Below are 20463 nucleotides of genomic sequence, written 5' to 3'. Positions count from 1 at the left end.
AGTGTGAGCAGTTAACACAAGGAAGCTTCTGTGATCTGCTCCACCTCCGAAATGTCCCTGTTTCTTTTGATCAAATTAAGGATACGCTCAAAATCAATAAGTTGTGAAGCTTCGAAGGCAATGACGCCTACGAAAACTCTTCCCTTGCTGATAAAGTTAAGGTGTTTGATCCTTGCACCATTAAACGATTCAACAATCGATGTGATCTTATGGAGACTTACAGCACTTCTGTAAATGATTTTGAGAAAGAAAATTTTGCTCATTTTAGTACTTTTTATCGTGGCTAATAATTGAAGAACCAACGGCTCAATGCGTTAATTCCAGACGGAAACGTGCCTGGCCGCGTGATGCAGGATCGGCATTATAAATGTTTACAACGGCCTGCACAATGTGATCAATCTCATCGAATGTGTTGAATTTGCTAAACGAAAAACGGACATTTTCTTTATCCTTCTGACAAGGAAGCGCGCTGATCACGTGCGAGCTGACCTGACTGGAACAAGCGCTGCCGCCAGAAACTGCAATACCCAGATTATCAAGACTTTTAACCAAACTGCCCGCAGCCAAACATGGGAATGAAACGTTCAAGATGTTCACCAGGCTGTTTTCAAGAGAGTGACTTTCGCCATTATAACAAATGCCGTACACACCACTGATCGCCAGTTTGGAGACCATATATTGCTTCAATTTGCTAACTACGGAATGGTTGCTGTCCAGGTCGCGGTATGCCACCTCGAGCGCTTTGGCAAGCCCTACAATGCCAGTCACATTTTCTGTCCCTCCACGCTGTCCTTTTTCCTGGCCTCCGCCAAAAATTTGCGCATGAATGCGGTGTTTTTTATTGATATAGATAAATCCGGCGCCTTTCGGTCCATGGAATTTGTGGGCGGAACCCACCAGAAAATCGATAGGCGTCTGGGTCAGATCGATCCATTGCTTCCCGATTGTCTGGGTGGTGTCCGTAAAAAAAATGGAATCATAACGTTGAGCAAGTTTACTTATCGCGTGGATATCTGTCAGGTTTCCAATTTCATTATTGCCGTGCATCAGGCAGATCAATGTCTGTGGATTGGCTCTTAAAAGGTTTTCAAGATGGTAAAGATCAACATTGCCGCGCTCATCCAACTGCACAAAACTCGTTTCGATATCACCCGATTTTTCATGTTGGAGAATGGTTTGCAAAACGGCCTTGTGTTCAATTTTACTTGTCACGACATGGCTAATGTCATATTTCGCAATCGCACCGGATATGGCGAGGTTGATGGCCTCGGTGGCTCCGGACGTAAAATATATTTCTTCCGCAGAAGCATTTAAAACCTTCGCAACCAGCTTCCGCGAATCTTCTATCGCATCTTTCACCTTCCGTCCTGCCCAGTGAGTGGACGACGGGTTGCCGAAGCTGGCGGCAAAAAATGGAAGGATCGCTTCAATCACTTCCGGATCCAGTGCAGTTGTGGCGGCGTTATCACAATAAATTTCCATGTTGATCTAAGTGTTAAATGTTATCAGTTTATTGATTCCAAATGCCGCACCTTGCCTGGATAATCGTAACAATTCCGCCAAAAACGAAACCGTAACGAACATACACGGACAAGCCTCTGGCTTTCCTTAACTCGATTGTACTCTGTTACTCCGGTGGTTGGATTCTCAGATTTATCATTAGAATTAGGTTGGGGCACCTTAAAAAGTCATAGGTTGCCAGAAGATCATAGAGCCTAACCTCTCCCTTCCTTCTTTATAAATCTACTAATTCGATAGACAAAGATGTAATAAAGATTTTAAAGATCCAAAAAGAGCGAAAAATTTCTTTGAGAAAATTCTTGATGCGCAGATTACCCGCCGTTTATTTGGTTTCCGGATAGCCTTTTTGGAGGAGCATGGCTAGTTCATTGACCGTGATAATGTAGGTGCTTTCTTTGGCGAGGTTTGTGAATTCGTTGGGGTCTTTTTGGTGGTCGTATAATTCCACGCCGGCTTTTCCTCCATCCCATTCCGTGTAACGGAAGCGCTCCGTTCTTACGCTGCGACCAGTAATTTTATTCCGCCGAACTTGGGTGTAAGCAGCTTTATCCCAAATGCCGTCCGGGTTTTTGAGTAATGATGTCAGACTTTTGCCGCCGAGTTTTTGGGTAGGCATCAGTCCGCAAAGCTCAGCCAATGTTGGGTAAATGTCCAGTAATTCCACCGTCCTGCCCGATGCCTTTCCTGCGGTTCCGCCAGGCACTGAGATGATTAATGGAACGTGCGCAGCATTTTCGAAAAGGCTTTGCTTCATCCACTGGCCGTGCTGGCCTACATTATAACCGTGATCGCTCCACAAAACGATGATCGTTTTATTGGTCAGTTTCAACCGGTCCAGTTCGTCCAGCACCCTTCCTACTTGCGCATCCACGAATGAAATTGACGCATAATAGGCCCGTAACGCCTCTTTCCTTTGTGCTACTGAAAGGCCTAAATGTGCCGGTTTGGTGGAAATTGCTGCTTCCGGAACGTCGTCAAGGTCATTTTGAATTTCTTTCGGAAGCGGGATTGATGCCAGTGGATATTGGTCAAAATATTTTTTTGGCGCTACGTAAGGGGAGTGCGGGCGATAAAAACCAACTGCCAGGAAAAATGGCCCGGCCTTCTTTTCCTTCAATAATTTGATAGCCTCGCTGGCGACCATTCCGTCTGTCTGCTCTTCATCCGCTCCCTCGCTTGCATGCCAGGCAAGTGCGCTGCCCAAGCCTTGGTCCGGCGTAAGATTTTTGACTAGTGATTCTTCGGTTTTGTCACGCCCTTTTGGATTGACTTTGCGATCCCAGGAAATAGGATCGTCCAGGCCGTCTGTCCCGATCTGGCCCGGAACGCCATAATGATAGATTTTCCCGACCCGGGCGCTGTAATATTCATTGTTCTTAAATAGCTGCGGCAATGTCACCACGTTGGGAAGATTCTTACGGAAGTGTGTTTGCAGTTCGTAGACCTTGGTAACATCAGGCCGCTGGCCAGTTAGCAGCGAAGAGCGACTCGGGCTGCAAAGTGGGAATTGAGTGTAAGCTTTGTCAAATTTCACCCCGCGTTTAGCCAGGCGGTCAATGTTTGGCGTTTTGACAAATTTGTTTCCATAACAACCTAAATCTGTGTTTAAATCATCAACTGCGATAAAAAGAACATTCAACTTCTTTTCTGCCTTGCCTTTTTCGTCTTCTGCGGCGTAACTTTTTTTAACAATACACCCGGAAAATGAGCAGACAAAAAATGCGGAAACGAAATATCTTTTTATCATCGGTTGTAGGTTTAGTTTAAACTTGCTTTACGCCCAGTGTATCCTCACCAAACGACTTTCAATCCATCCGAAGCATATTTACGAATGTTTTCATCATCGCTGATCAATGTATACTTATGGCAAAGCGCCTGCCAAATGAGCATTCTGTCAAACGGGTCTTTGTGGTAGGTGGCTGTAAGCTGATGGAAACTGCTTGTTTCACTCGCACTCAGATTCAAGATGCTAAAACCCGCTCCTTCACAAATATTGGGCATTAAGGATGGACTTGTCTCTCCTATCCGGAGTTTGCCCGAACTCACTTTAATAGATATTTCCCAAAAGCTTATGGAGCTTATCAATATCTTGTTGTCACTACTGGACAAAATTTCCTTGACGCGTCCGGTCAATTTTTCAGTTTCAAAAAATGCCCAGAGCAAAATGTGTGTGTCTAATAAATAGGTCATATTCCAAATTCTTCATCAGTTGTAATTTTAAAATCATCACTCACAAAGAATTCTCCTTTACCTTGAAGTATCCCTAATTTTCTTGGTTCTTTTTGTACATCATTCGGCACGAGCAGCGCCTTCACTTCCTTACTTCTACCGTAAGTAATACCAATCTTTTCTCCCTTTTCGACGTCTTTCAAGACCTGGGAAAAATGTGTTTTAAATTCGCCAACAGTCATTGTTTTCATAATCAGCTTTTTAATCAAATATAAAGTTTATTTGTCAAGTTGTCAAGTTGCTTATGTAATGAGCGTTGAGCTTTGAATTTGTATCAGTCTAACTTTTTTGTTAACGCATTCAACGCTGCCTCCGTGGGCGTTGCTGAGGGGATTCCCTCTTCCGGTATTTTGGCTTTGGCAGTCCAGGCAATAGCATTCAGGACTATTTTTCTGAAATTATCATTGCTCCAGTTCTTGTGCATATGCCCACCTGAAAACCCAAACCCGCGACCACCGTCTGGTCTTTCCAATGCCCAGGCCACAGGTTGCAGCTCTTTTTTGGTAAGCACTGCTTCGCGGACGGCAGGGTTATTAGAGTGCGTTCCGTCCTTTCCTTTTAACGTAGATTCTGGTGGTAAGGCTTGTAAAATTGGAGTAATATTTTTCATCCCGTCTGCAAAACGCATGTGATAATACCACTCGTCCGTGATGGAAAATGGCTTTACGCCATTAGCAATAGGATGGTCAGGAAAAGTGGAAAACGCCGCTTCCCAGACCGGGTTCACCGACCAATTTATCTCGAAATAACCCCCTATCCAATCCTTAAAGTGATTTCCAACCTCTCCCGCCGGCACTTCAAGCGAGAAATGCAGCATTACTAACCCAATTCCTTTCTTCGTCAACCGGTCCATTTCTGCCAGATGCGGAATCAACAAGTGATCGCCTCCCCCATCCGCATAGATCACAATTGCATCAGCATCATTTAGTACCGCGCTGTCCTTTGGCCAACCGCTTTGCAGCAACACAGCATTCACGCCCGGTAATCCTTCCTGGATGGATTTCACAAGCAATGTGCTTCCTCCCTGGTGCTCATGCTCTCCTTTCCCATGGCTGTCGGGCCCGGCGATAAAGACAATTTTTTGGGCGAAAATGTGACCACTCACAAGAGCCAGTAATAATGTGATTTTGAGTATCCGCTTCATCCTCGTATATAGTCGGTTGTAAATGCAGCTGGTAAAAAATCACGCCATACGCATTATTCCTTCATGAATCTTACCGCCTTAATGCTTTTACTGACAAGATCTTCGACCTGTAAAATGTACACTCCGCGCTGCAATGCCGAAACATTGATGGAATTGCTATTTGTCTGGGAAACATGTTCCAATCGCTCTAGATGGCCGTCTGCATTGTAAATCGAAACATTCATCTCGCCCCGCTTTTCCCCGTTCGTTCTGAAATGCAGCAAGTCTGCAACCGGATTCGGAGAAATAATCAGATCTGATTTTTGCAGCATTCCGCAAGTGTTCCGCAAAATTCTCGAATACTGAACTTTCCCATCCATGTCTTGCTCGGCAATGCGGTAATAATCTTCATTTGCCTGGGTGGTGTAGTCTGTGTATGTATAATGTTTCAAATCAGTGCTATTCCCGGCCGCTTCCACCGATCCGATTTTTGACCAGTTCATTGCATTGCTGCTTTTCTGGATCTCGAAATGGTCAGCATTTAATTCCTCGGAAGTAGTCCAGATGAGTTGTGGCTGATCGCCCAGACATTGGACCTTAACAGTCTCGAAAGTGACAGGAAGTGGGTCGGACGATTTTGCGATGCAGATAATTCTTAACTCCTGGGAAAAACACTGCATCACTTAAAATCCACCGGAGCATATATAGCAGGTGCGAGCCTTTATAGTAACTCAATCGCTGGCTGAAAATCCGGTTCGGATTGTTCACATCATCTACCCTTACCGACCCGCCGGGATCAGCGGTGATGGCATTTATCTGTGCATTTCGGTAGACCGTTGCGTTTGCCGGAAATTTGTTTTCAATGTAAATGCTGGCCATGTGGGTAGCGAAGCCTTCATTCAACCAGATATGTTCCCAATTGCCGCAGGTGATTTTATCCCCAAACCAATGATGCGCAAGTTCATGGGCGATGGGTTTTCACCCATAAATGCTGATCGAATCCGTTACCCCGCCTGCAACGGGAACCGGGAAAGAAACTGTTACAGCGCTATTAACAACACCTTTGATATAACGGACAGCAGAATCCACTTCCCATTCGCAACGATAGTATTTGACGTCGAAATTCTGTGAAGCGCTTGTTCGGGCATTAGCTAAGTCGCCGTTTAGTCTGCGCTGAAAGCCTTTCTGCTCCATTTGAGAAATGCGCTCTATTTCTTCCTGATAATTCGGAGCGAACTGCGCTTGTACATGGACAAAGGCAATCATTATAAATAATAGCAGAATTAATCTCATATTAGCGGGGTTGGTTAATCAATGTACGTAAAAATGACGCGTTGAAACTTTTCGCTAAAATGAGTAAAAGGATGCTGTTAACGAGAAACGGTTTACCCAGCGACCATATGATTTTTCTAACGGTAAGAAGCTGCGCCTGGAACAACAAGTACGCAGCAGAGGAGGGTGATTAGGCCGCTAATCCAATGCGTCAATCAATTGAATTGTATAAACTCCGTCATCGCCTTTTTCGGGCAGCGACATTTCAAGTCCTTCGCTTTTATTGACCCGCAAATAATTCTCGACAGCCAGGATCGCTTCATCCTCAGATGAAACATTGGATACAGAAAGCGTAACTCCCGACTTAACAGATCCCGAAGGATCCAGATTTTTGATATTTGGCATAATGTTCTGTTTTTTTAGTGACGTTAATAAATTCCCGTACCAGATTCTATATATAACAAAACAGCCCGCCGATGGGCGGGCCGTTTATATTCAAAACCGTACTATGTCTCAGCTATTATTTCTGAGGAGTTGATGGTCTTGAAGTGCTGCTACCTGGAACTGTCGATGATGATGATGGCGTGGTAGTACTTCCCGGTACTGTTGATGATGGGATAGTTGTACCCTGCGGAACAGTTGAAGGTTGTGTCGTATTGTTAGGAATGCTTGACGCTGGTACATTGCTGTTTGGCGTTGTACCTGATGATGGCTGCGTTGCGCTTCCAGGAATTGTTGTCGATGGCTGTGTAGTGGATGAACCCGGTGTTGTGGATGATCCTGGCACAGTGCTCGATGGCTGTGTAGTTCTGTCAGGCACAGTTCCCGGGGGAACTGATGATGGCCTGGTTGTAGAACCAGTTGTGGTTGTCGACGGCTGCGTCGTCGAACCTGACTGGGTTGACGAGCGAGGCTGTGTCGTAGAACCCGGCTGGCTCGATCCCGGTAAAGTTGATGGTTGCGTTGTGCTGCCGGGAACCGTTCTTGGCTGTGTTGACGAGCTGCCCGGCGTGGTCGACGGTTGCGTCGTGCTGGATGGCGTACTGCTTGATGATGAACCGCTTGACGGTGTTGTCGTTTGAGCAAATACTGCTGTTGACCCTAATAATGCAATTCCTAGTATGTTTAACTTTAAAGCTTTCATGTCAATTAGTTTTTAGTGATGAATTTTGATTGTTTTATGCAATTGTAACTGGTAAGTAAAAAGAATCATACCAATGCGGCACATGTTTAAGCAAACTTCCCCAAATTACCCCCCTGAATCCGGCTCCACGTTTTTCTGTCCCAAACGCCCCCCGGATTCGACGTTTTTACACACCCTTTTTTACCCAATTATTGGGGAAGTTTGTAAACAACAATCATATACACATGGAAAAACAGAACAAATTCTCAGCTGCTATCGCGATGGAAAGCACTGATAACCATCACATTGTATCGCAGGAAAAATGGATTGAAGCGCGGAAACACCTGCTCAAAAAAGAAAAAGAACTTACACGGCTGAATGATGAGCTGGCCCGTCAGCGCCGTCAATTGCCGTGGGTTGAAGTTAATAAGCACTATATATTTGAGAGCGAGCAGGGCCGGAAAACGCTGTCCGACCTCTTTGATGGTAAAAGTCAGCTGATCATTTACCACTTCATGTTTGCGCCCGGCGACAAAGAAGGTTGCCCTGGCTGCTCGTTCCTGGCCGACCATATTGATGGCGCTAACCTGCACCTTGCCCATCATGATATTTCAGTTGTAGTCGTTTCCCGTGCTCCGTTGCAGGAATTATTACCTTTTAAACACCGTATGGAATGGAAGTTCGAATGGGTTTCTTCCTTCGGCAGCGATTTCAATTATGATTACTTTGTTTCCTTTACCCAGGAACAGCTCAATAACGGGTCGATTTATTACAATTATGAAGATTTAAAACACGATGACGGCACGGAGTCTCCGGGGACAAGTGTGTTTTTTAAGGATAAATCGGGCAAGATTTATCACACATATTCCAGCTATGCCCGCGGTGGCGATATTCTGGTAGGTGCCCATAATTTTCTTGACATTACTCCAAAAGGCAGAAATGAAGAAGGCGCCATGGATTGGATGCGGCATCACGATAAATATGATGATTACAAAAAGGATAATAATTCCTGCTGCCATTAATACATTGATAGGGTTGAAATTATTTAAGTGTGCATGCGAAAACTCACCTTACTACTGCCTGTTATCGCTTTCGCAGCCTTTGCAGCTTATCAAACGAAAGACGATGACCGCACCTGGGCTATCTATAAGGCAGATGCCGAAAGCACGAGTTACGCGCCGCTCACTCAGATCAATACAGCCAATGTACATCAGCTGCAACCCGCCTGGACCTTCGGATTGAGCGATATGAAGCCAGGATCCAGACCCGCGAATAGCGAATGCAACCCCATTATTATAGATGGCGTCATGTACGCAACCTCAGCAAAACACCTCGTGTACGCTGTGGACGCAGGAACAGGAAAACAACTTTGGTCCTTTGACCCCTTTGATGGGGCCGAAGGTGGCGGCGTGAGCCGTGGTGTTACCTATTGGGAAAATGGCGATGACAAACGAATACTGCTCACCGGCGGAGATGTACTTTTCGCGTTAAATGCGCACACAGGCAGGCCCATCCCAACATTTGGGAAAGAAGGCAAAGTGAGCATGAATGTAGGCCTTAGGGACGACCCGGAAACGATTTCTGTGATTCCTACCAGTCCGGGAATTGTGTACAACGACCTGCTCATTATGGGTGCAGAAGTGTCGGAACTGTATGGTGCACAGCCCGGCTATATCCGCGCCTACAATTGCGTGACGGGCAAATTGGAATGGACCTTTCACACCATTCCGCTGCCGGGAGAGCCTGGCTATGAAACCTGGCCGAAGGACGCTTATAAATATGCAGGTGGCGTGAATGATTGGGCAGGAATGAGCCTGGACATAAAACGAGGCATTGTTTTTCTCGCATTGGGCTCCCCCAGCTACGATTTTTACGGCGCCGACCGGAAAGGAGACAACTTATATGGCAACAGCGTTGTGGCGCTCGATGCTGCAACGGGCAAATACATTTGGCATTATCAGCTTGTGCATCACGATCTTTGGGATTATGATCTGCCGGCTCCGCCCAATCTCGTAACCGTAGCGCGGGCGGGCAAAAATGTGGATGCAGTTGCCCAGGTTACCAAGCACGGATTTGTTTTTGTCTTTAACAGAGAAACCGGTGAGCCACTCTTCCCGATCGAGGAGCGAAAAGTGCCGGCTTCCCGCATTCCCGGTGAAGAGGCGTCGCCTACCCAGCCATTTCCGCTCAAACCCAAACCATTTGCAAGACAATGGATGACCGAAGCTGATCTGACGCACTATTCAGATGCTGGCCGGGATTCTGTTCTCAAAAAATTCAGGTCCATGCGATATGAAGGACTTTTCACCCCACCCGACCTGAAAGGCACATTAATGCTACCCGGCAGCCGGGGCGGTGCAGAATGGGGCGGAGCGGCATATGACCCGTCGACTTCTGTTCTTTTTGTCAAATCAAATGATTCACCCGAAATCCAGTCGATGAAGAAGGTGGAAGAAGAAAAGGAAGCCAGGGATCAGACGGTTTTCGAACAAGGGAAATCCGTTTATATGACTTACTGCGTGGCATGTCATGGCAAAGACAAAAACGGCGACGAACCGAATTATCCCTCCCTGATCGGACTGAAAAACCGGATGACACGGGAGGCAGCATTACATAAGATCAAAAAAGGCGGAGGAAAGATGCCTGCTTTCGCCAGTGTAGTGAAAGGTAAGGAAAAGGGAATCATTGCCTTCCTTTATGAACGCGAACAAAACTCTGGCAAAGTCAGTAAAATGGAAACCGGTCAGACCAAAGCCGGGGCTGACAAATATCTCAACCTGACTGCATACGGACATTTCCGTGATCCGGACGGCAATCCAGCGCTCCGCCCGCCCTGGGGCACATTGAATGCGATTAATCTCACAACCGGAGATTACGAATGGCAGATCCCGCTTGGAAATAACGAACGGCTACGCGCTAAGGATGCACCCGAAACGGGACAGGAAGGTTCTGCGGGACCTATCGTAACGGCCGGCGGACTCATTTTCATCAGCGGTACCAATGATAAAAAGCTCCGCGCGATTGACAAAAAAACCGGAAAGATCGTTTGGGAAACCCTCCTACCCGGCGTCGCCAATGCAACGGCCTGCACTTACATGCATAAGGGCAAGCAATATGTTGCATTGTCGGTGGGCGGGACGAAGGAAAACCCTTCTGGTTCTATCATGGCGTTCGCGTTACCTTAATACCAGGCAGCTTTTTCAGCATGCGAACCTGGCAGAAAAATGCTGCTATCGCGCAGGAATGCCGCAATCCAGATCAAAATCATCGGAAGCAGTGCATTGAATGGTGTCCCGTGAGAAAGTTCGGTGGCCAGGGCCCCGGCAAAGTAGCAGGATAGCAGAATAAAGCCAATCTTCATTGTTTTCGGGTAAATAAATAATGCGGCAAAGCCGATTTCCATCAACCCGAGCGGAACGCGATAATCGCCTACACCAACCTTCGCTAACGTGCTGACAACCTCTTCGCTTCCGGACAATTTCATGACCCCGCTCATGGCGACAAGCGCGCTGGCGACTATCGTTACGCCAATGGTGGTAATTCTCTTTGCTTTCATAATTGTTTTATTTTCAGCAAAAATAGATACCTTTACTTACCAATATATAGTAGTATACAAAAGGTTAGCAGTATCCTTTTGGTTAGTGTCAGCAATTATGGATGAAATAAACGGATTTTCAAGACCGCATTCCGGTGCGGAATGTAACAGCAAATTAGGTGCAATCGGAGATGCGCTTTATGTGATTGGCGGAAAATGGCGGCTGCGGATCATCGTGGCGCTGACAGAAGGCGGCTCGCGGTTCAATGAATTGCAGCGCATGCTGCCGGGAATCTCGCCGCGTGTCCTTTCCAATGAACTTAAAGAACTGGAAATCAACGGATTCTTAACCAGAAACGTTTTTACAGACACGCCGGTTGTTGTGGAATATAAGCTTACACCATATAGCCGCACCCTGAACAGCGTGATGGGAGCACTCGTGGAATGGGGCGAGATGCACCGGATTAAAATACGCGAGGATGATATGCAGACTACAAAGCCTATTGCTCAGGAAGCGATACTGTAATGTGCCACATGTCTCCCGAATTTGTCACTTTCGGCGTGCCCCAAACACCCGGACCGCCATCGGTTCGAAGATATACGGCAAAAACCAGGCTGGTAACATCTGAGCCGGTAACCATTAGGCTTCCGCAAGCGGCACCATTGCCGCAGTTGCCGGTTATAGTGGATTTGGTATGTAAAATTTTCGTTTTGGAATCATCCAGGACCAGCTCCTTACTCCCCGAAAGTTTGACTAGCGTTCTACCGGGCGTTTGAAGTTCCAGCTCTGTGGTAAAACCCAGTCGCTTATTGGCAAAATTGGTCGTTGCGCCTAACCCTGCCAATGTGATCACCGGATTATTGACCGGCCTGCTGAACTGCAAACGCAGCTTGCCGTAATAATAACGGCTTGTATCGGCAGTGGAAGCATTCGCAGCCTGCAAAGGTTTTGCCGACAAAAAAACCTGCACTCCTACATTGGTGTATAAATTCACCCCGCGCCCCGCTTCTCCCTTGGGATGCGACGTAAAAAGCGTTCGCGTAGAATCCTCAAAATAATAATTGCTATTGACCACCGGAACAGATTTCACCTGCGTGGCACTCGCGCCCGAAGCCGCCCCGAATGTCATTCCAGTCACATGCTGCGGAACAGTAATGTAAGGCTGATCATCGAAACTGAATGTGACGGTAAGGTCGGATTGGGGTTTTTGGAAATAAATGCCTTCGTCCTTGCTGCCGTTGTTGTTGACAAAAAAAGAGAGTGTTTGCGGAATGGAGGTCGGGCCTTTGGGGACGGGCGGCCGGTAACTGTTATTAACGCCATCCTGTACAAATTCAAGCGTATTTTGTGCAATTGTCGTTTGCGCTGTGATGCAGGCCATCAATAGGGAACACACCCGTATGGTCAGAGTCTGTTTTAAAAGCATGTGTAGTAAAAAAAGAATCGTTGAGTTGTTTTTCAGCCGCAATATAATATTTCGAGTGAAAGGTTAAAGCGTTACCAGTCACAAAAATCCGCAGACCTGCGACAGGTAACGCTATGCAATGCAATTTTAAGTATTTGAATATTAAGCCAGTGTGAACATTTGCGGCGTTCCTGAACGGATTGCAAATTTATCAAATGGCTGCGTCTGCATTACGGAACTGCGCGAAACCAGCGGTAACCGTAAGCCTCTAAGGTGATCGTATGCCTTCCCTTTTTGTCTGTTACACTTTCAATGTTGCTCATCAAGTCCGCGATTCGTGTGGCCCCTGCCATTTCCTCAGGAACGACCAATTCCAACGATTTTTCCTGGAAATTATGCCATATGAGCAGGATCTTGTTTTTCCAGGTGTAACGCATGCCCAGGATTTGATTTTGACCCGTATCCATAATTTCCCAGTTGCCGTAACCAATTTCCGGACATTCCTTTCGCATCCTTATCAGGGAAGTCATCCAATTCAGCAGGGAACTGGGTTCGCGCCGCTGATTCTCGACATTCACGTGATCATAAGCATAGTAACCTTCCTCAACCACCGGATGCACCAATGTCTCCGCTTGTGAAAAACCACCTTGTTTTTCGCCCGTCCATTGCATCGGCGTCCTCACGGCGTCGCGCTCTTCCAGTTCGAGGTTGTCACCCATGCCAATTTCATCACCATAACGGATAACCGGCGTCCCCGGCAATGAGAACATGAGGCTGTAAGCCAGTTCTGTTTGCTGCCTGCTGCCGAGCATAGGCGAAAGCCTGCGCCGGATGCCCCGGTCATAAAGTTGCATATGTTTTTCGGGACCAAACCTTTCGAAAACAGTCTGCCGCTCTTCCTCGGTCAGCCTGCCCAGGTCCAGCTCGTCGTGGTTGCGGAGGAAATGCGCCCACTGGCTGGTGCCGGGAATGTCCCTTGTCGCTTCCAGCGCCTTGATCAGCGGACGCGTGTCGGCAGTGGCCAGGGCGTAGAATGTATATTGGTTTACAAAAAAATTAAACATTAAATGAATGCCGTCACCGTCTTCCCCAAAGTACTTTTTGCTTTCATTTGGTAACACATTCGCCTCGCCCAAAAGCACCGCGTCGCCTTTACGCCATTGCAGAAACTTGCGCATTTCTTTCAGGTATTCAAAATGCAATGCGGGTTCACCACCCTTCTTGGAAGTGCTCGATTCGAGTATAAATGGCACGGCATCCACACGGAATCCTGCGATCCCGAGTTCGAGCCAGTAGCCCATAATCTTGTTTATTTCTTCCCTTACCTCGGGATTGTCCGTGTTCAGGTCGGGCTGGAATTCGTAGAAACGGTGAAAATAATACTCTTTTGACTCCTTGTCCTTTGTCCAGGTGGCCTTTTGTACACCCGGAAAAACCATGCCTTTGTTCCAGTCCGCCGGCCTCTTCTCCGACCATACATACCAGTCCCTTTTTGGACTATCCTTTGAAGACCGTGCTTCCTTGAACCACCGGTGCTCGTCGGAAGTGTGGTTCACAACAAGATCGATAATGACCTTTATACCCAGTTTACGGGCCTTATGAATGAAGCTAACAAAGTCGCCGCTGGAACCGTGGCGCGGATCAACGCCGTAGAAGTCGCTGATGTCGTAGCCATTGTCACGGTTGGGAGTGGGTTGAAAAGGTGCCAGCCAGATCGTGTCTAACCCTAATGCATGCAGATAATCGAGCCGGTTGCAAAGTCCTTCAAAATCGCCCGTTCCGTCACCATTTGCATCCATGAATGTTTCGAGATCGAGGCTGTAAATCACCGCGTTTTTATACCAAAGGTCTTCGAGCATAGGTTTGAGGTTTGTTGATTTTGCAAAAACCGTAAAAAAGCAATGCCATGAAACCTGCGTCTCATGGCATTGCCTGTATGGCCCCAATGTGCTAATTGCCTCCGCTATACATATTAAATGCTAGCAAATGCTTCCTGAAAATAGCCTCATACTTTTCTGCTTCGGCATCCTTTTTCGCGCGTTTGCATTCCTGAACAATGGTTTGCAGCATATAAAGATCCACATTCACATCGCGGTTCCTGGTGCCGCCGTTCTCCCTGGCCCAGGTAAGATTTTCATCCGATCGAAGTGCCATAATGCGGGCGGAATCCAACGCTTTTTTATCCTCACCGACATCAAACAGCATGCCCACAAAACCCACTGAAAACTGGTCAAACGGAATGGTGTCGTCCGGCATTACGGTCATGGCTGTGTTCACCACCTTCTTCGCTTTTACTAAGTCATTTTCGGCGATTAGCTGGCCTGCAAGGCGTAGGAACGAGATCCTGGCCGTAGCAACGGGCGAGCCGCGATACGTGTCATCATGATACACTTTGGGGTTATTCAGCGAACGCCACTGCATTTTTTTCATCATGTTATCATACATAATTTCAGAATTGACATACCCATCCGAAGCGCCCTGTACGCGGACTGGCAATAGTCGGTAAGTGTAACCTTCGAGCTGCAAATATTCCTGTAAACCCAGATTGTGCGTGGTGCCCATTGTGGATGAAAAATAGACGGGCCGCTTCCAGTTGTTGGTCGCGATAATGTCCAGCATCGCCAGGTCGCTTTTGTAAAGATCATTGGTTCCAATGTTCCAGCTCATAGAATTGGTGAGCATAGGCAGCAAATCATTTTTGACAATGTTCATGGACCGGACCTTTTGCGCATCCACGGGTAAGAAAAGTGTGGAAGAAGGTAAAATTGAGGTCATATCTCCGCTCGTCAGCGGAACCTGGATCGCCTTATTTCCCTGATTGATCAAATCAAGATATTCTTTCAGGTTAATGCCGTTCCTGACGGCCGGGATTTCGTAAAAGGGCACGAATTCATTCTTCCCGGTTGCATAATCGTCCAGATCCAGCGAGAGTGGCAAGGCTTCCGAAAGGTTGGTTTTGCGTCTCAGCTGCTCAATGTACCAGTCTATACCCAGGAATGTCTGCACACATACACGCACGTCCGTGCGAACGCCCTCCACTTCCTGCAAATACCACAATGGAAATGTGTCGTTATCGCCTCCCGTGAAAAGGATCGCATTAGGCGCACACGAATTGAGCAAATTCCTGGCAAAGTCCACAGAATGATATCGGTCGCTCCGGTCGTGATTGTCCCATCCTCTCGCCAGCATAATCACCGGCACCGACAGGCTCGCAGACACTGCCAGCGCAGTCCTAAGCTTAGGTGTTTTAATTAATTTTTGTAAAAGACCTGCAACAGCCATTACGCCGAACCCGATCCAGATGCAGAAAATATAAAACGAGCCTACGTAAATGTAATCGCGCTCCCGCGGTTCTGCGGGCGGTGAATTGAGATAAACAACAAGCCCTACTCCCGTAAGAACGAATAGCAAGCCAAGCACCAGCAACTCGTTCCGGCGTTTCCCGTACATCCAGACGAGGCCTGCAATGCCCAGCAAAAACGGTATCATGTAAAAGTTGTTATGGCCCCTGTTTGTGGCAATGGAAGAAGGAAATTTGCTCGCAGGTTGCCAGGGCATCACCGTCCCCGCTCCTTCCTTATCGCTTTCGCGCCCGGCAAAGTTCCAGAGAAAGTAACGCCAGTACATATGCCCCATCTGGTGTGAGAACAGGTAACGCAAGTTGTGCGTCATGGTCGGCTGCTGCCCTTCCGCCAGGCCTGTCATCTGCTGGTAAAGCTGCGGGTGGCCCGGCTGCGCGCTGTACATACGCGGAAAAAGAATGTTACTGCCCGGCGCATATTTGTAAACCGGCCGGTAATCAATGATGACATATTTGCCATCTTTCTTGCGGTAAACCGGCGCTCCCCGCTCCTGGCTGATGGGCTTTGAAGTGAAGGACGGCCCCCATAAGAGCGGTCTGCTTTCATATTGTTCCCTCTTTAAATAAGAAACAAAACGCAGCACGTCGCTTGGATTGTTCTCATTAATAGGCGGGTTAAATTCCGAACGCACCAGCACCATCGTATAAGATGAGTAACCAATGAGCACAAAAACCAATGACAGCAAAGCAGTGTTCAGCAGCGCCTTCCCTCTCTTATGCGCGTAGCGCACCGACCAGCTTAATGTTCCCAAAAATAGCACGACGAAAAAGACGATTCCGGAGTTGAACGGAAGGCCCAGCGTATTGACAAAAAAGATCTCAAACTTCCCCGCCAGGTCCGGCAGGCCAGGAATAATGCCGGAGTTAATGATCGCTAATACAACCAATCCACCGACAAATGCCAGAATCCGGCCTATAATGGTCGGTTTGCGATATGTTTTGAAATAATAAACCAAAGCCAGGGCCGGAATCGTGACCAGATTGAGCAAATGCACACCGATGGAAATGCCAATGAGATACGCAATCAGGATTAGCCAGCGGTTTGCCGTGGATGCGTCTTGCGTTTCCTCCCACTTGAACACGGCCCAGATCACAATGGCCGTAAAAAAAGATGACATCCCATAAACCTCAGCCTCAGCTGCTGAAAACCAGAATGAGTCCGACCAGGCGTATGCAAGGGCGCCGGTAAGGCCGGAAAAAATGACGAGTACTGCCTCGGATTGGCTGAGCTGTTCTGCCGTTTTACCAATAAATTTGCGAACCAGTAATGTAATGGTCCAGAACAAAAAGAGAATGGTAAAGGCACTGCTGAGCACCGAAACCATATTAACCCAGTACGCTACACGCGTCAAATCCCCAAGCGCCAGCAACGAGAAAAGCCGGCCAATGAGCAGAAAAAAAGGTGCTCCTGGCGGATGGGGCACCTGTAATTTAAAAGCTGCTGCAATGAATTCACCGCAATCCCAAAAACTCGCCGTACGCTCCATGGTGAGCACGTAAGTCAGGAATGCAGTTGAGAATGCTGCCCAGCCGGTAATGTTGTTCCATTTTTTAAAAAGTGTCATGTTAAGTTCGTTTTTTCTGTGCCCAAAGCTATGGAAAGCGCTTTGAAGCGATATCCGGCTAACTCTTAAAAAAAGTTAAGCGAATGTCTCAGAATCAACTATTTAACTTAATTTAACATGACGACTGGTCAGTGACTATCTGCCTAAAATCTGATAAAGTGCATAAATAGCGGAAAGCCAAAGCAGCGATCCGGCGGTGATAGTAAAAACAAGGGCTCCGATGAAAGGCAGAGCGCGGGAGTTCATTTCGAATTGTATAAGTCTGGCCATCTTCTTCTTCTCTCTACAATAATTTTCTGATAGGGTTACTCAAATGACCTGACGGCCATCTTTCTGTAAATATAATTATTGTTGAATTAGTGCAATTCACATGCTCAAAAACTACTTGTGCGAATATATTGACACATTGTAGCCAATATTCGACAAATTAGGAATGATGAAAGCCGGAGTTGTGCTTTTTGTAGATTTCCACTTTTTTGAATAATTCGAGAACATTAGTCACTTCGAGCTTTTCGAAGATCCTGGCCTTGTAGGTGCTTACCGTGCTCTCTTTGATGTTCAGTTCGATGGCAATGTCTTTTGTCCACTTCCCGGTGAGGAGCATATCCATGATTTCGAGTTCACGGTTAGAAAGGATTTCCAAGGGACTTTCGCGGCTTTCTCTATCGACTAATGTGTTGTTAACCAGCTGCTGCTGAACAACATTGCTTATGTATGTGCCGCCATTCAACACCGAAGATACAGCGCGTTCCAGCTCTTCATTGCTTGTGTCTTTGGGCAGGAATCCGTTTGCGCCTGCCTTCACATAGTGCAGCGCGTACAATTCTTCCTCCTGGGAGGAGAAAACCAGGATTTTAACATTTTCCTGCACAGCCCTGATCCTCGGGATCATATTAAAAGCCTCTCCGCCGGGAATCCGGATATCCAGTATCACCAGGTCAAAATGCCTGGTTTGCAGCACTCTAAGCGTCTCACTAAAACTGGCTGCTTCTAAAATAACCACAGCTGGTATAACGTCCTCAATCAGCAACTTCACGCCCATCCGCACTATTGAATGATCCTCTACTAACAAAATCGTTTTCATCAACACTGTTATTTCTTATTTCCTCTAAAAGTAGTTTAATATCAAGGAATAATACGTAGAAGTCAGGCTACGAAAGCGTCATTTCTGGAAAATGATGTGAATGGAGGCACCTTGTGTTTTGTCGGATTCGGCCAGCAGGCGCGCGTTAATCAATGCGCTTACTTCCTTAACAATCACGAGCCCCATTCCAAAGCTATCGGGATCCAGTCCGGCGCCGGGCACTTTCTCATCGCTATTGATCCAACGGATGATGGCGGGCTCCATTCCGGGCCCGGTGTCCTTCACGATGAGGTGAAGCGAATCACGATAATCTATATGTGTTACTTCAATGGTGCCTCTGCTGGTCACTTTGTTTGCATTGTCGATCAGGTTATGGAGCACAATGCTGAGCAATTGTAAATTGCTTTTCAGGATCACGCCTTGCGATACCGTATTGATAAATTCATTGCCGCTGCTTTCCGCTTCGGCCATAAAAATGGCAAACTTCTGGTCAACCAGTTCGTGCACGTCCAGATAATTGAAAGTCACACGCGTATTCCTGTAACGAAACTGCGTGTATTCCAGCAGGTTTTTCATAAAATGATAAAGCCGGTAACTCGACTGGCTTATAGCGCGGATCGTAGGCAAGTCGGGGTTGCTTTTTGCCAGGCGACCGGTGGTTGCCATCAGGAAGCGGAGCGGGCTTTTAATATCATGCGAAATACTGGCCAGCAACAATTTCTGGTGGCTAAACTCGGATTCAAGCTTGCGCTGCGATTCTTCTAAATAAGATAAACTCGATGTAAGCTCCGTTGTCCGGGCATCCAGCGCGGAGATGGTCGAGTAAAAGGAGTTAAAAAAGTAATAGTTGATTAGAAAAAGAAAAAAGAAGTTATGCAGTAACAGGATCGCAACAGTCATTTTACTGACGCCCATCGGCCCCCACGGAATGGCAGCCCCAAGCTGATGTTCCAGATACATGTAAATGAAAAAGGGTAAAATAGCGACCAGCGAATAAAAGAGCCCCCATTTGTTACCCAGGCCATAAAACGCGTAAATGCTGATGATCACTACATATTGGAGCGTGACCACATGGAAACCCTCTTTATAAAAAAACAGATTGGACCAAATAATGACCAGGAAGATCAAAATAGCCATGTGAATGGCCTTTTTCCATTTCAGCCCCAAACGCAGGACAACATAATAGAGGATCACAACGACCATCAACAGCCCGATCCGTTTGGTTTGGACAGCGTGATTTTCAAGAATGTAAAATACAAGCAGTATAATGGTCGTAATCAATCTCAGATGGAGCGACAACGATAACACTTTAATACGTGCAATGTTGAGAGCGTTTGTTTCCCCAGCCAGCTGTTTTTGAACGGGCCAATCAATAAAAGATAAATTCATGTAACGTTCAGTACTCTCCCGAAATAATATACTTTGAATAATCGGACGAAGGAAATCTTACGGCTCCGAAACAATAATAATGGGTTGCAACGAATTTTGAAAGAGGGAGGATACCTGAAATTAAAAACCAAATCTACCTAAATAAATGTCACCGGCAATGTAGAGAAATCGCTACAAGAGAATTCACAGCTATCTACAACCAATATTGCTTTGACATTGTAAATTTGTTTATTCTTTCTTTTGGAATGGCTTGTGTTATTGGCAGAAAGAATCACCCAAGAATGAACGTAATGAAATACGTTATAAACGTTGAGTATATCTTACACCTTCCGGTCCTGCCGTGAAGGTGTTTTGTTTTTTATGATACGGCGTTGAGAGACCGGGAGAAGTTAAGCAGAGGAACGAGAGCAGGTAATGCGCTTACTTTTTTATTATAACAGAGGAACGACTTAAATTTTAGTAATTGTCGGAAGTGCTAGCTTTCCCTGGCTTTTTCCTGTGCCTGTCTTTTGGATTTTTTCACTTCCCCCGGCGTAAACTCACCATTGATCCATCTTACAAAATTCTTTGATTGAACCTGGTAGACCTGTGCGGACAAAGGTTTCAAATCTGAATTTTCAATTTCCTTGAGATAATCTGCAAGTAACCGGTTAATCTCTTCCAAATACTGACTCTGCGTTCTCATGTGCAATGTTTAATTAATAATGATAATGTGTTTAAATTAAGTCTGAAACAGGCAGACTCTTCCTTTAATCGAATGCAATAATAATTATTCATTTTTTGGCAATTTTATTTTTGGGGTGATCCCTCGTTTTTTCAGGGTGTAACGTGATTTTGACGGGGAAACCCTCTTTA

Annotated in this window: 21 protein-coding genes and 1 riboswitch; of the genes, 4 read left to right on the top strand and 17 right to left on the bottom strand. The window is 46.5% G+C overall.

Annotated features, from left to right (window positions below; translation table 11 throughout):
* Positions 1–11: 11 nt before the first annotated feature.
* The 10 genes from LZG74_RS08960 to LZG74_RS08920 form a co-directional block, all read right to left on the bottom strand.
* Complete coding sequence (locus tag LZG74_RS08960; protein ID WP_233796204.1) at positions 12–263, bottom strand: hypothetical protein; 252 nt, start codon at positions 261–263, stop codon at positions 12–14.
* 43 nt (positions 264–306) lie between these two features.
* A complete protein-coding gene (locus LZG74_RS08955) occupies positions 307–1482 on the bottom strand; it encodes a cysteine desulfurase family protein (protein WP_233796203.1) in 1176 nt (391 codons plus the stop codon).
* A gap of 168 nt (positions 1483–1650) precedes the next feature.
* Positions 1651–1744: riboswitch (SAM riboswitch) on the bottom strand.
* Positions 1745–1843: 99 nt separating this feature from the next.
* A complete protein-coding gene (locus LZG74_RS08950; RefSeq protein WP_233796202.1) occupies positions 1844–3268 on the bottom strand; it encodes a sulfatase in 1425 nt (474 codons plus the stop codon).
* Between the two features lie 44 nt (positions 3269–3312).
* Complete coding sequence (locus LZG74_RS08945) at positions 3313–3711, bottom strand: type II toxin-antitoxin system VapC family toxin (protein WP_233796201.1); 399 nt, start codon at positions 3709–3711, stop codon at positions 3313–3315.
* The gene (locus LZG74_RS08940) at positions 3708–3941 is read right to left on the bottom strand and encodes a type II toxin-antitoxin system Phd/YefM family antitoxin (protein ID WP_233796200.1); all 234 of its coding nucleotides are present in this window, start codon (positions 3939–3941) and stop codon (positions 3708–3710) included. The genes LZG74_RS08945 and LZG74_RS08940 overlap by 4 nt, the downstream gene beginning before the upstream one ends.
* An 83-nt stretch (positions 3942–4024) precedes the next feature.
* A complete protein-coding gene (locus LZG74_RS08935; protein ID WP_233796199.1) occupies positions 4025–4894 on the bottom strand; it encodes a ThuA domain-containing protein in 870 nt (289 codons plus the stop codon).
* 53 nt (positions 4895–4947) lie between these two features.
* The gene (locus LZG74_RS08930) at positions 4948–5553 is read right to left on the bottom strand and encodes a T9SS type A sorting domain-containing protein (protein WP_233796198.1); all 606 of its coding nucleotides are present in this window, start codon (positions 5551–5553) and stop codon (positions 4948–4950) included.
* Positions 5471–5806 carry a M1 family aminopeptidase gene (locus LZG74_RS26495; RefSeq protein ID WP_409014454.1) on the bottom strand — a complete coding sequence of 112 codons (336 nt, stop codon included), beginning with the start codon at positions 5804–5806 and terminating at the stop codon, positions 5471–5473. The genes LZG74_RS08930 and LZG74_RS26495 overlap by 83 nt, the downstream gene beginning before the upstream one ends.
* A gap of 45 nt (positions 5807–5851) precedes the next feature.
* Positions 5852–6166, bottom strand: coding sequence for a hypothetical protein (locus LZG74_RS08925; RefSeq protein ID WP_233796197.1), 315 nt, complete (start codon positions 6164–6166; stop codon positions 5852–5854).
* A gap of 177 nt (positions 6167–6343) precedes the next feature.
* Positions 6344–6550: a hypothetical protein gene (locus tag LZG74_RS08920; protein WP_233796196.1), complete on the bottom strand. Its 207-nt coding sequence runs from the start codon at positions 6548–6550 to the stop codon at positions 6344–6346.
* A gap of 260 nt (positions 6551–6810) precedes the next feature.
* On the opposite strand from LZG74_RS08920, the gene LZG74_RS08915 reads away from it, so the two are divergent.
* The 3 genes from LZG74_RS08915 to LZG74_RS08905 all read left to right on the top strand — a co-directional run bounded on the left by LZG74_RS08915 (position 6811) and on the right by LZG74_RS08905 (position 10453).
* Positions 6811–7227: a hypothetical protein gene (locus tag LZG74_RS08915; RefSeq protein ID WP_233796195.1), complete on the top strand. Its 417-nt coding sequence runs from the start codon at positions 6811–6813 to the stop codon at positions 7225–7227.
* Between the two features lie 286 nt (positions 7228–7513).
* Positions 7514–8290: a thioredoxin family protein gene (locus tag LZG74_RS08910; RefSeq protein ID WP_233796194.1), complete on the top strand. Its 777-nt coding sequence runs from the start codon at positions 7514–7516 to the stop codon at positions 8288–8290.
* Positions 8291–8323: 33 nt separating this feature from the next.
* Positions 8324–10453 (top strand): PQQ-binding-like beta-propeller repeat protein, encoded by a 2130-nt coding sequence (locus tag LZG74_RS08905; protein ID WP_233796193.1) that lies wholly within the window; start codon positions 8324–8326, stop codon positions 10451–10453.
* On the opposite strand, the gene LZG74_RS08900 is transcribed toward LZG74_RS08905, so the two are convergent.
* Positions 10450–10824, bottom strand: coding sequence for a DoxX family protein (locus tag LZG74_RS08900; RefSeq protein WP_233796192.1), 375 nt, complete (start codon positions 10822–10824; stop codon positions 10450–10452). The two genes, LZG74_RS08905 and LZG74_RS08900, sit on opposite strands and share 4 nt — an antisense overlap.
* 97 nt (positions 10825–10921) lie before the next feature.
* Here LZG74_RS08900 and LZG74_RS08895 point away from each other — a divergent pair, with 97 nt between their 5' ends.
* Positions 10922–11329 carry a helix-turn-helix domain-containing protein gene (locus tag LZG74_RS08895; RefSeq protein ID WP_233796191.1) on the top strand — a complete coding sequence of 136 codons (408 nt, stop codon included), beginning with the start codon at positions 10922–10924 and terminating at the stop codon, positions 11327–11329.
* Here LZG74_RS08895 and LZG74_RS08890 read toward each other — a convergent pair.
* From LZG74_RS08890 to LZG74_RS08865, 6 genes are all read right to left on the bottom strand, one after another.
* A complete protein-coding gene (locus LZG74_RS08890; RefSeq protein ID WP_233796190.1) occupies positions 11304–12230 on the bottom strand; it encodes a hypothetical protein in 927 nt (308 codons plus the stop codon). The genes LZG74_RS08895 and LZG74_RS08890 overlap by 26 nt on opposite strands.
* A 209-nt stretch (positions 12231–12439) precedes the next feature.
* A complete protein-coding gene (locus tag LZG74_RS08885; protein ID WP_233796189.1) occupies positions 12440–14068 on the bottom strand; it encodes an alpha-amylase family protein in 1629 nt (542 codons plus the stop codon).
* A 91-nt stretch (positions 14069–14159) separates the two neighbouring features.
* Complete coding sequence (locus tag LZG74_RS08880; protein WP_233796188.1) at positions 14160–17135, bottom strand: DUF2723 domain-containing protein; 2976 nt, start codon at positions 17133–17135, stop codon at positions 14160–14162.
* A gap of 427 nt (positions 17136–17562) precedes the next feature.
* Complete coding sequence (locus LZG74_RS08875; RefSeq protein ID WP_233796187.1) at positions 17563–18219, bottom strand: response regulator transcription factor; 657 nt, start codon at positions 18217–18219, stop codon at positions 17563–17565.
* A 78-nt stretch (positions 18220–18297) separates the two neighbouring features.
* Positions 18298–19608 (bottom strand): sensor histidine kinase KdpD, encoded by a 1311-nt coding sequence (locus LZG74_RS08870; protein ID WP_233796186.1) that lies wholly within the window; start codon positions 19606–19608, stop codon positions 18298–18300.
* 475 nt (positions 19609–20083) lie between these two features.
* Positions 20084–20293, bottom strand: a complete 210-nt coding sequence (locus LZG74_RS08865) for a hypothetical protein (RefSeq protein ID WP_233796185.1) — start codon at positions 20291–20293, stop codon at positions 20084–20086.
* Positions 20294–20463: the final 170 nt, after the last annotated feature.

The organism is Dyadobacter sp. CY327 (assembly GCF_021390415.1).
Taxonomy (GTDB): Bacteria; Bacteroidota; Bacteroidia; order Cytophagales; family Spirosomataceae; genus Dyadobacter; species Dyadobacter chenhuakuii.
This window is presented reverse-complemented; position numbering and strand designations above follow the sequence as displayed.

What these genes read in the sequence shown, in the direction of transcription:
- LZG74_RS08865 (WP_233796185.1), bottom strand. Translation starts at nt 20,293, where the DNA reads ATGAGAACGCAGAGTCAGTATTTGGAAGAGATTAACCGGTTACTTGCA.
- LZG74_RS08880 (WP_233796188.1), bottom strand. Translation starts at nt 17,135, where the DNA reads ATGACACTTTTTAAAAAATGGAACAACATTACCGGCTGGGCAGCATTC.
- LZG74_RS08915 (WP_233796195.1), top strand. Translation starts at nt 6,811, where the DNA reads ATGCTTGACGCTGGTACATTGCTGTTTGGCGTTGTACCTGATGATGGC.
- LZG74_RS08925 (WP_233796197.1), bottom strand. Translation starts at nt 6,166, where the DNA reads ATGAGATTAATTCTGCTATTATTTATAATGATTGCCTTTGTCCATGTA.
- LZG74_RS08930 (WP_233796198.1), bottom strand. Translation starts at nt 5,553, where the DNA reads ATGCAGTGTTTTTCCCAGGAGTTAAGAATTATCTGCATCGCAAAATCG.
- LZG74_RS08870 (WP_233796186.1), bottom strand. Translation starts at nt 19,608, where the DNA reads ATGAATTTATCTTTTATTGATTGGCCCGTTCAAAAACAGCTGGCTGGG.
- LZG74_RS08905 (WP_233796193.1), top strand. Translation starts at nt 8,324, where the DNA reads ATGCGAAAACTCACCTTACTACTGCCTGTTATCGCTTTCGCAGCCTTT.
- LZG74_RS08895 (WP_233796191.1), top strand. Translation starts at nt 10,922, where the DNA reads ATGGATGAAATAAACGGATTTTCAAGACCGCATTCCGGTGCGGAATGT.
- LZG74_RS08935 (WP_233796199.1), bottom strand. Translation starts at nt 4,894, where the DNA reads ATGAAGCGGATACTCAAAATCACATTATTACTGGCTCTTGTGAGTGGT.
- LZG74_RS08950 (WP_233796202.1), bottom strand. Translation starts at nt 3,268, where the DNA reads ATGATAAAAAGATATTTCGTTTCCGCATTTTTTGTCTGCTCATTTTCC.
- LZG74_RS08910 (WP_233796194.1), top strand. Translation starts at nt 7,514, where the DNA reads ATGGAAAAACAGAACAAATTCTCAGCTGCTATCGCGATGGAAAGCACT.
- LZG74_RS08940 (WP_233796200.1), bottom strand. Translation starts at nt 3,941, where the DNA reads ATGAAAACAATGACTGTTGGCGAATTTAAAACACATTTTTCCCAGGTC.
- LZG74_RS08900 (WP_233796192.1), bottom strand. Translation starts at nt 10,824, where the DNA reads ATGAAAGCAAAGAGAATTACCACCATTGGCGTAACGATAGTCGCCAGC.
- LZG74_RS08920 (WP_233796196.1), bottom strand. Translation starts at nt 6,550, where the DNA reads ATGCCAAATATCAAAAATCTGGATCCTTCGGGATCTGTTAAGTCGGGA.
- LZG74_RS08960 (WP_233796204.1), bottom strand. Translation starts at nt 263, where the DNA reads ATGAGCAAAATTTTCTTTCTCAAAATCATTTACAGAAGTGCTGTAAGT.
- LZG74_RS08890 (WP_233796190.1), bottom strand. Translation starts at nt 12,230, where the DNA reads ATGCTTTTAAAACAGACTCTGACCATACGGGTGTGTTCCCTATTGATG.
- LZG74_RS08955 (WP_233796203.1), bottom strand. Translation starts at nt 1,482, where the DNA reads ATGGAAATTTATTGTGATAACGCCGCCACAACTGCACTGGATCCGGAA.
- LZG74_RS08945 (WP_233796201.1), bottom strand. Translation starts at nt 3,711, where the DNA reads ATGACCTATTTATTAGACACACACATTTTGCTCTGGGCATTTTTTGAA.
- LZG74_RS08885 (WP_233796189.1), bottom strand. Translation starts at nt 14,068, where the DNA reads ATGCTCGAAGACCTTTGGTATAAAAACGCGGTGATTTACAGCCTCGAT.
- LZG74_RS08875 (WP_233796187.1), bottom strand. Translation starts at nt 18,219, where the DNA reads ATGAAAACGATTTTGTTAGTAGAGGATCATTCAATAGTGCGGATGGGC.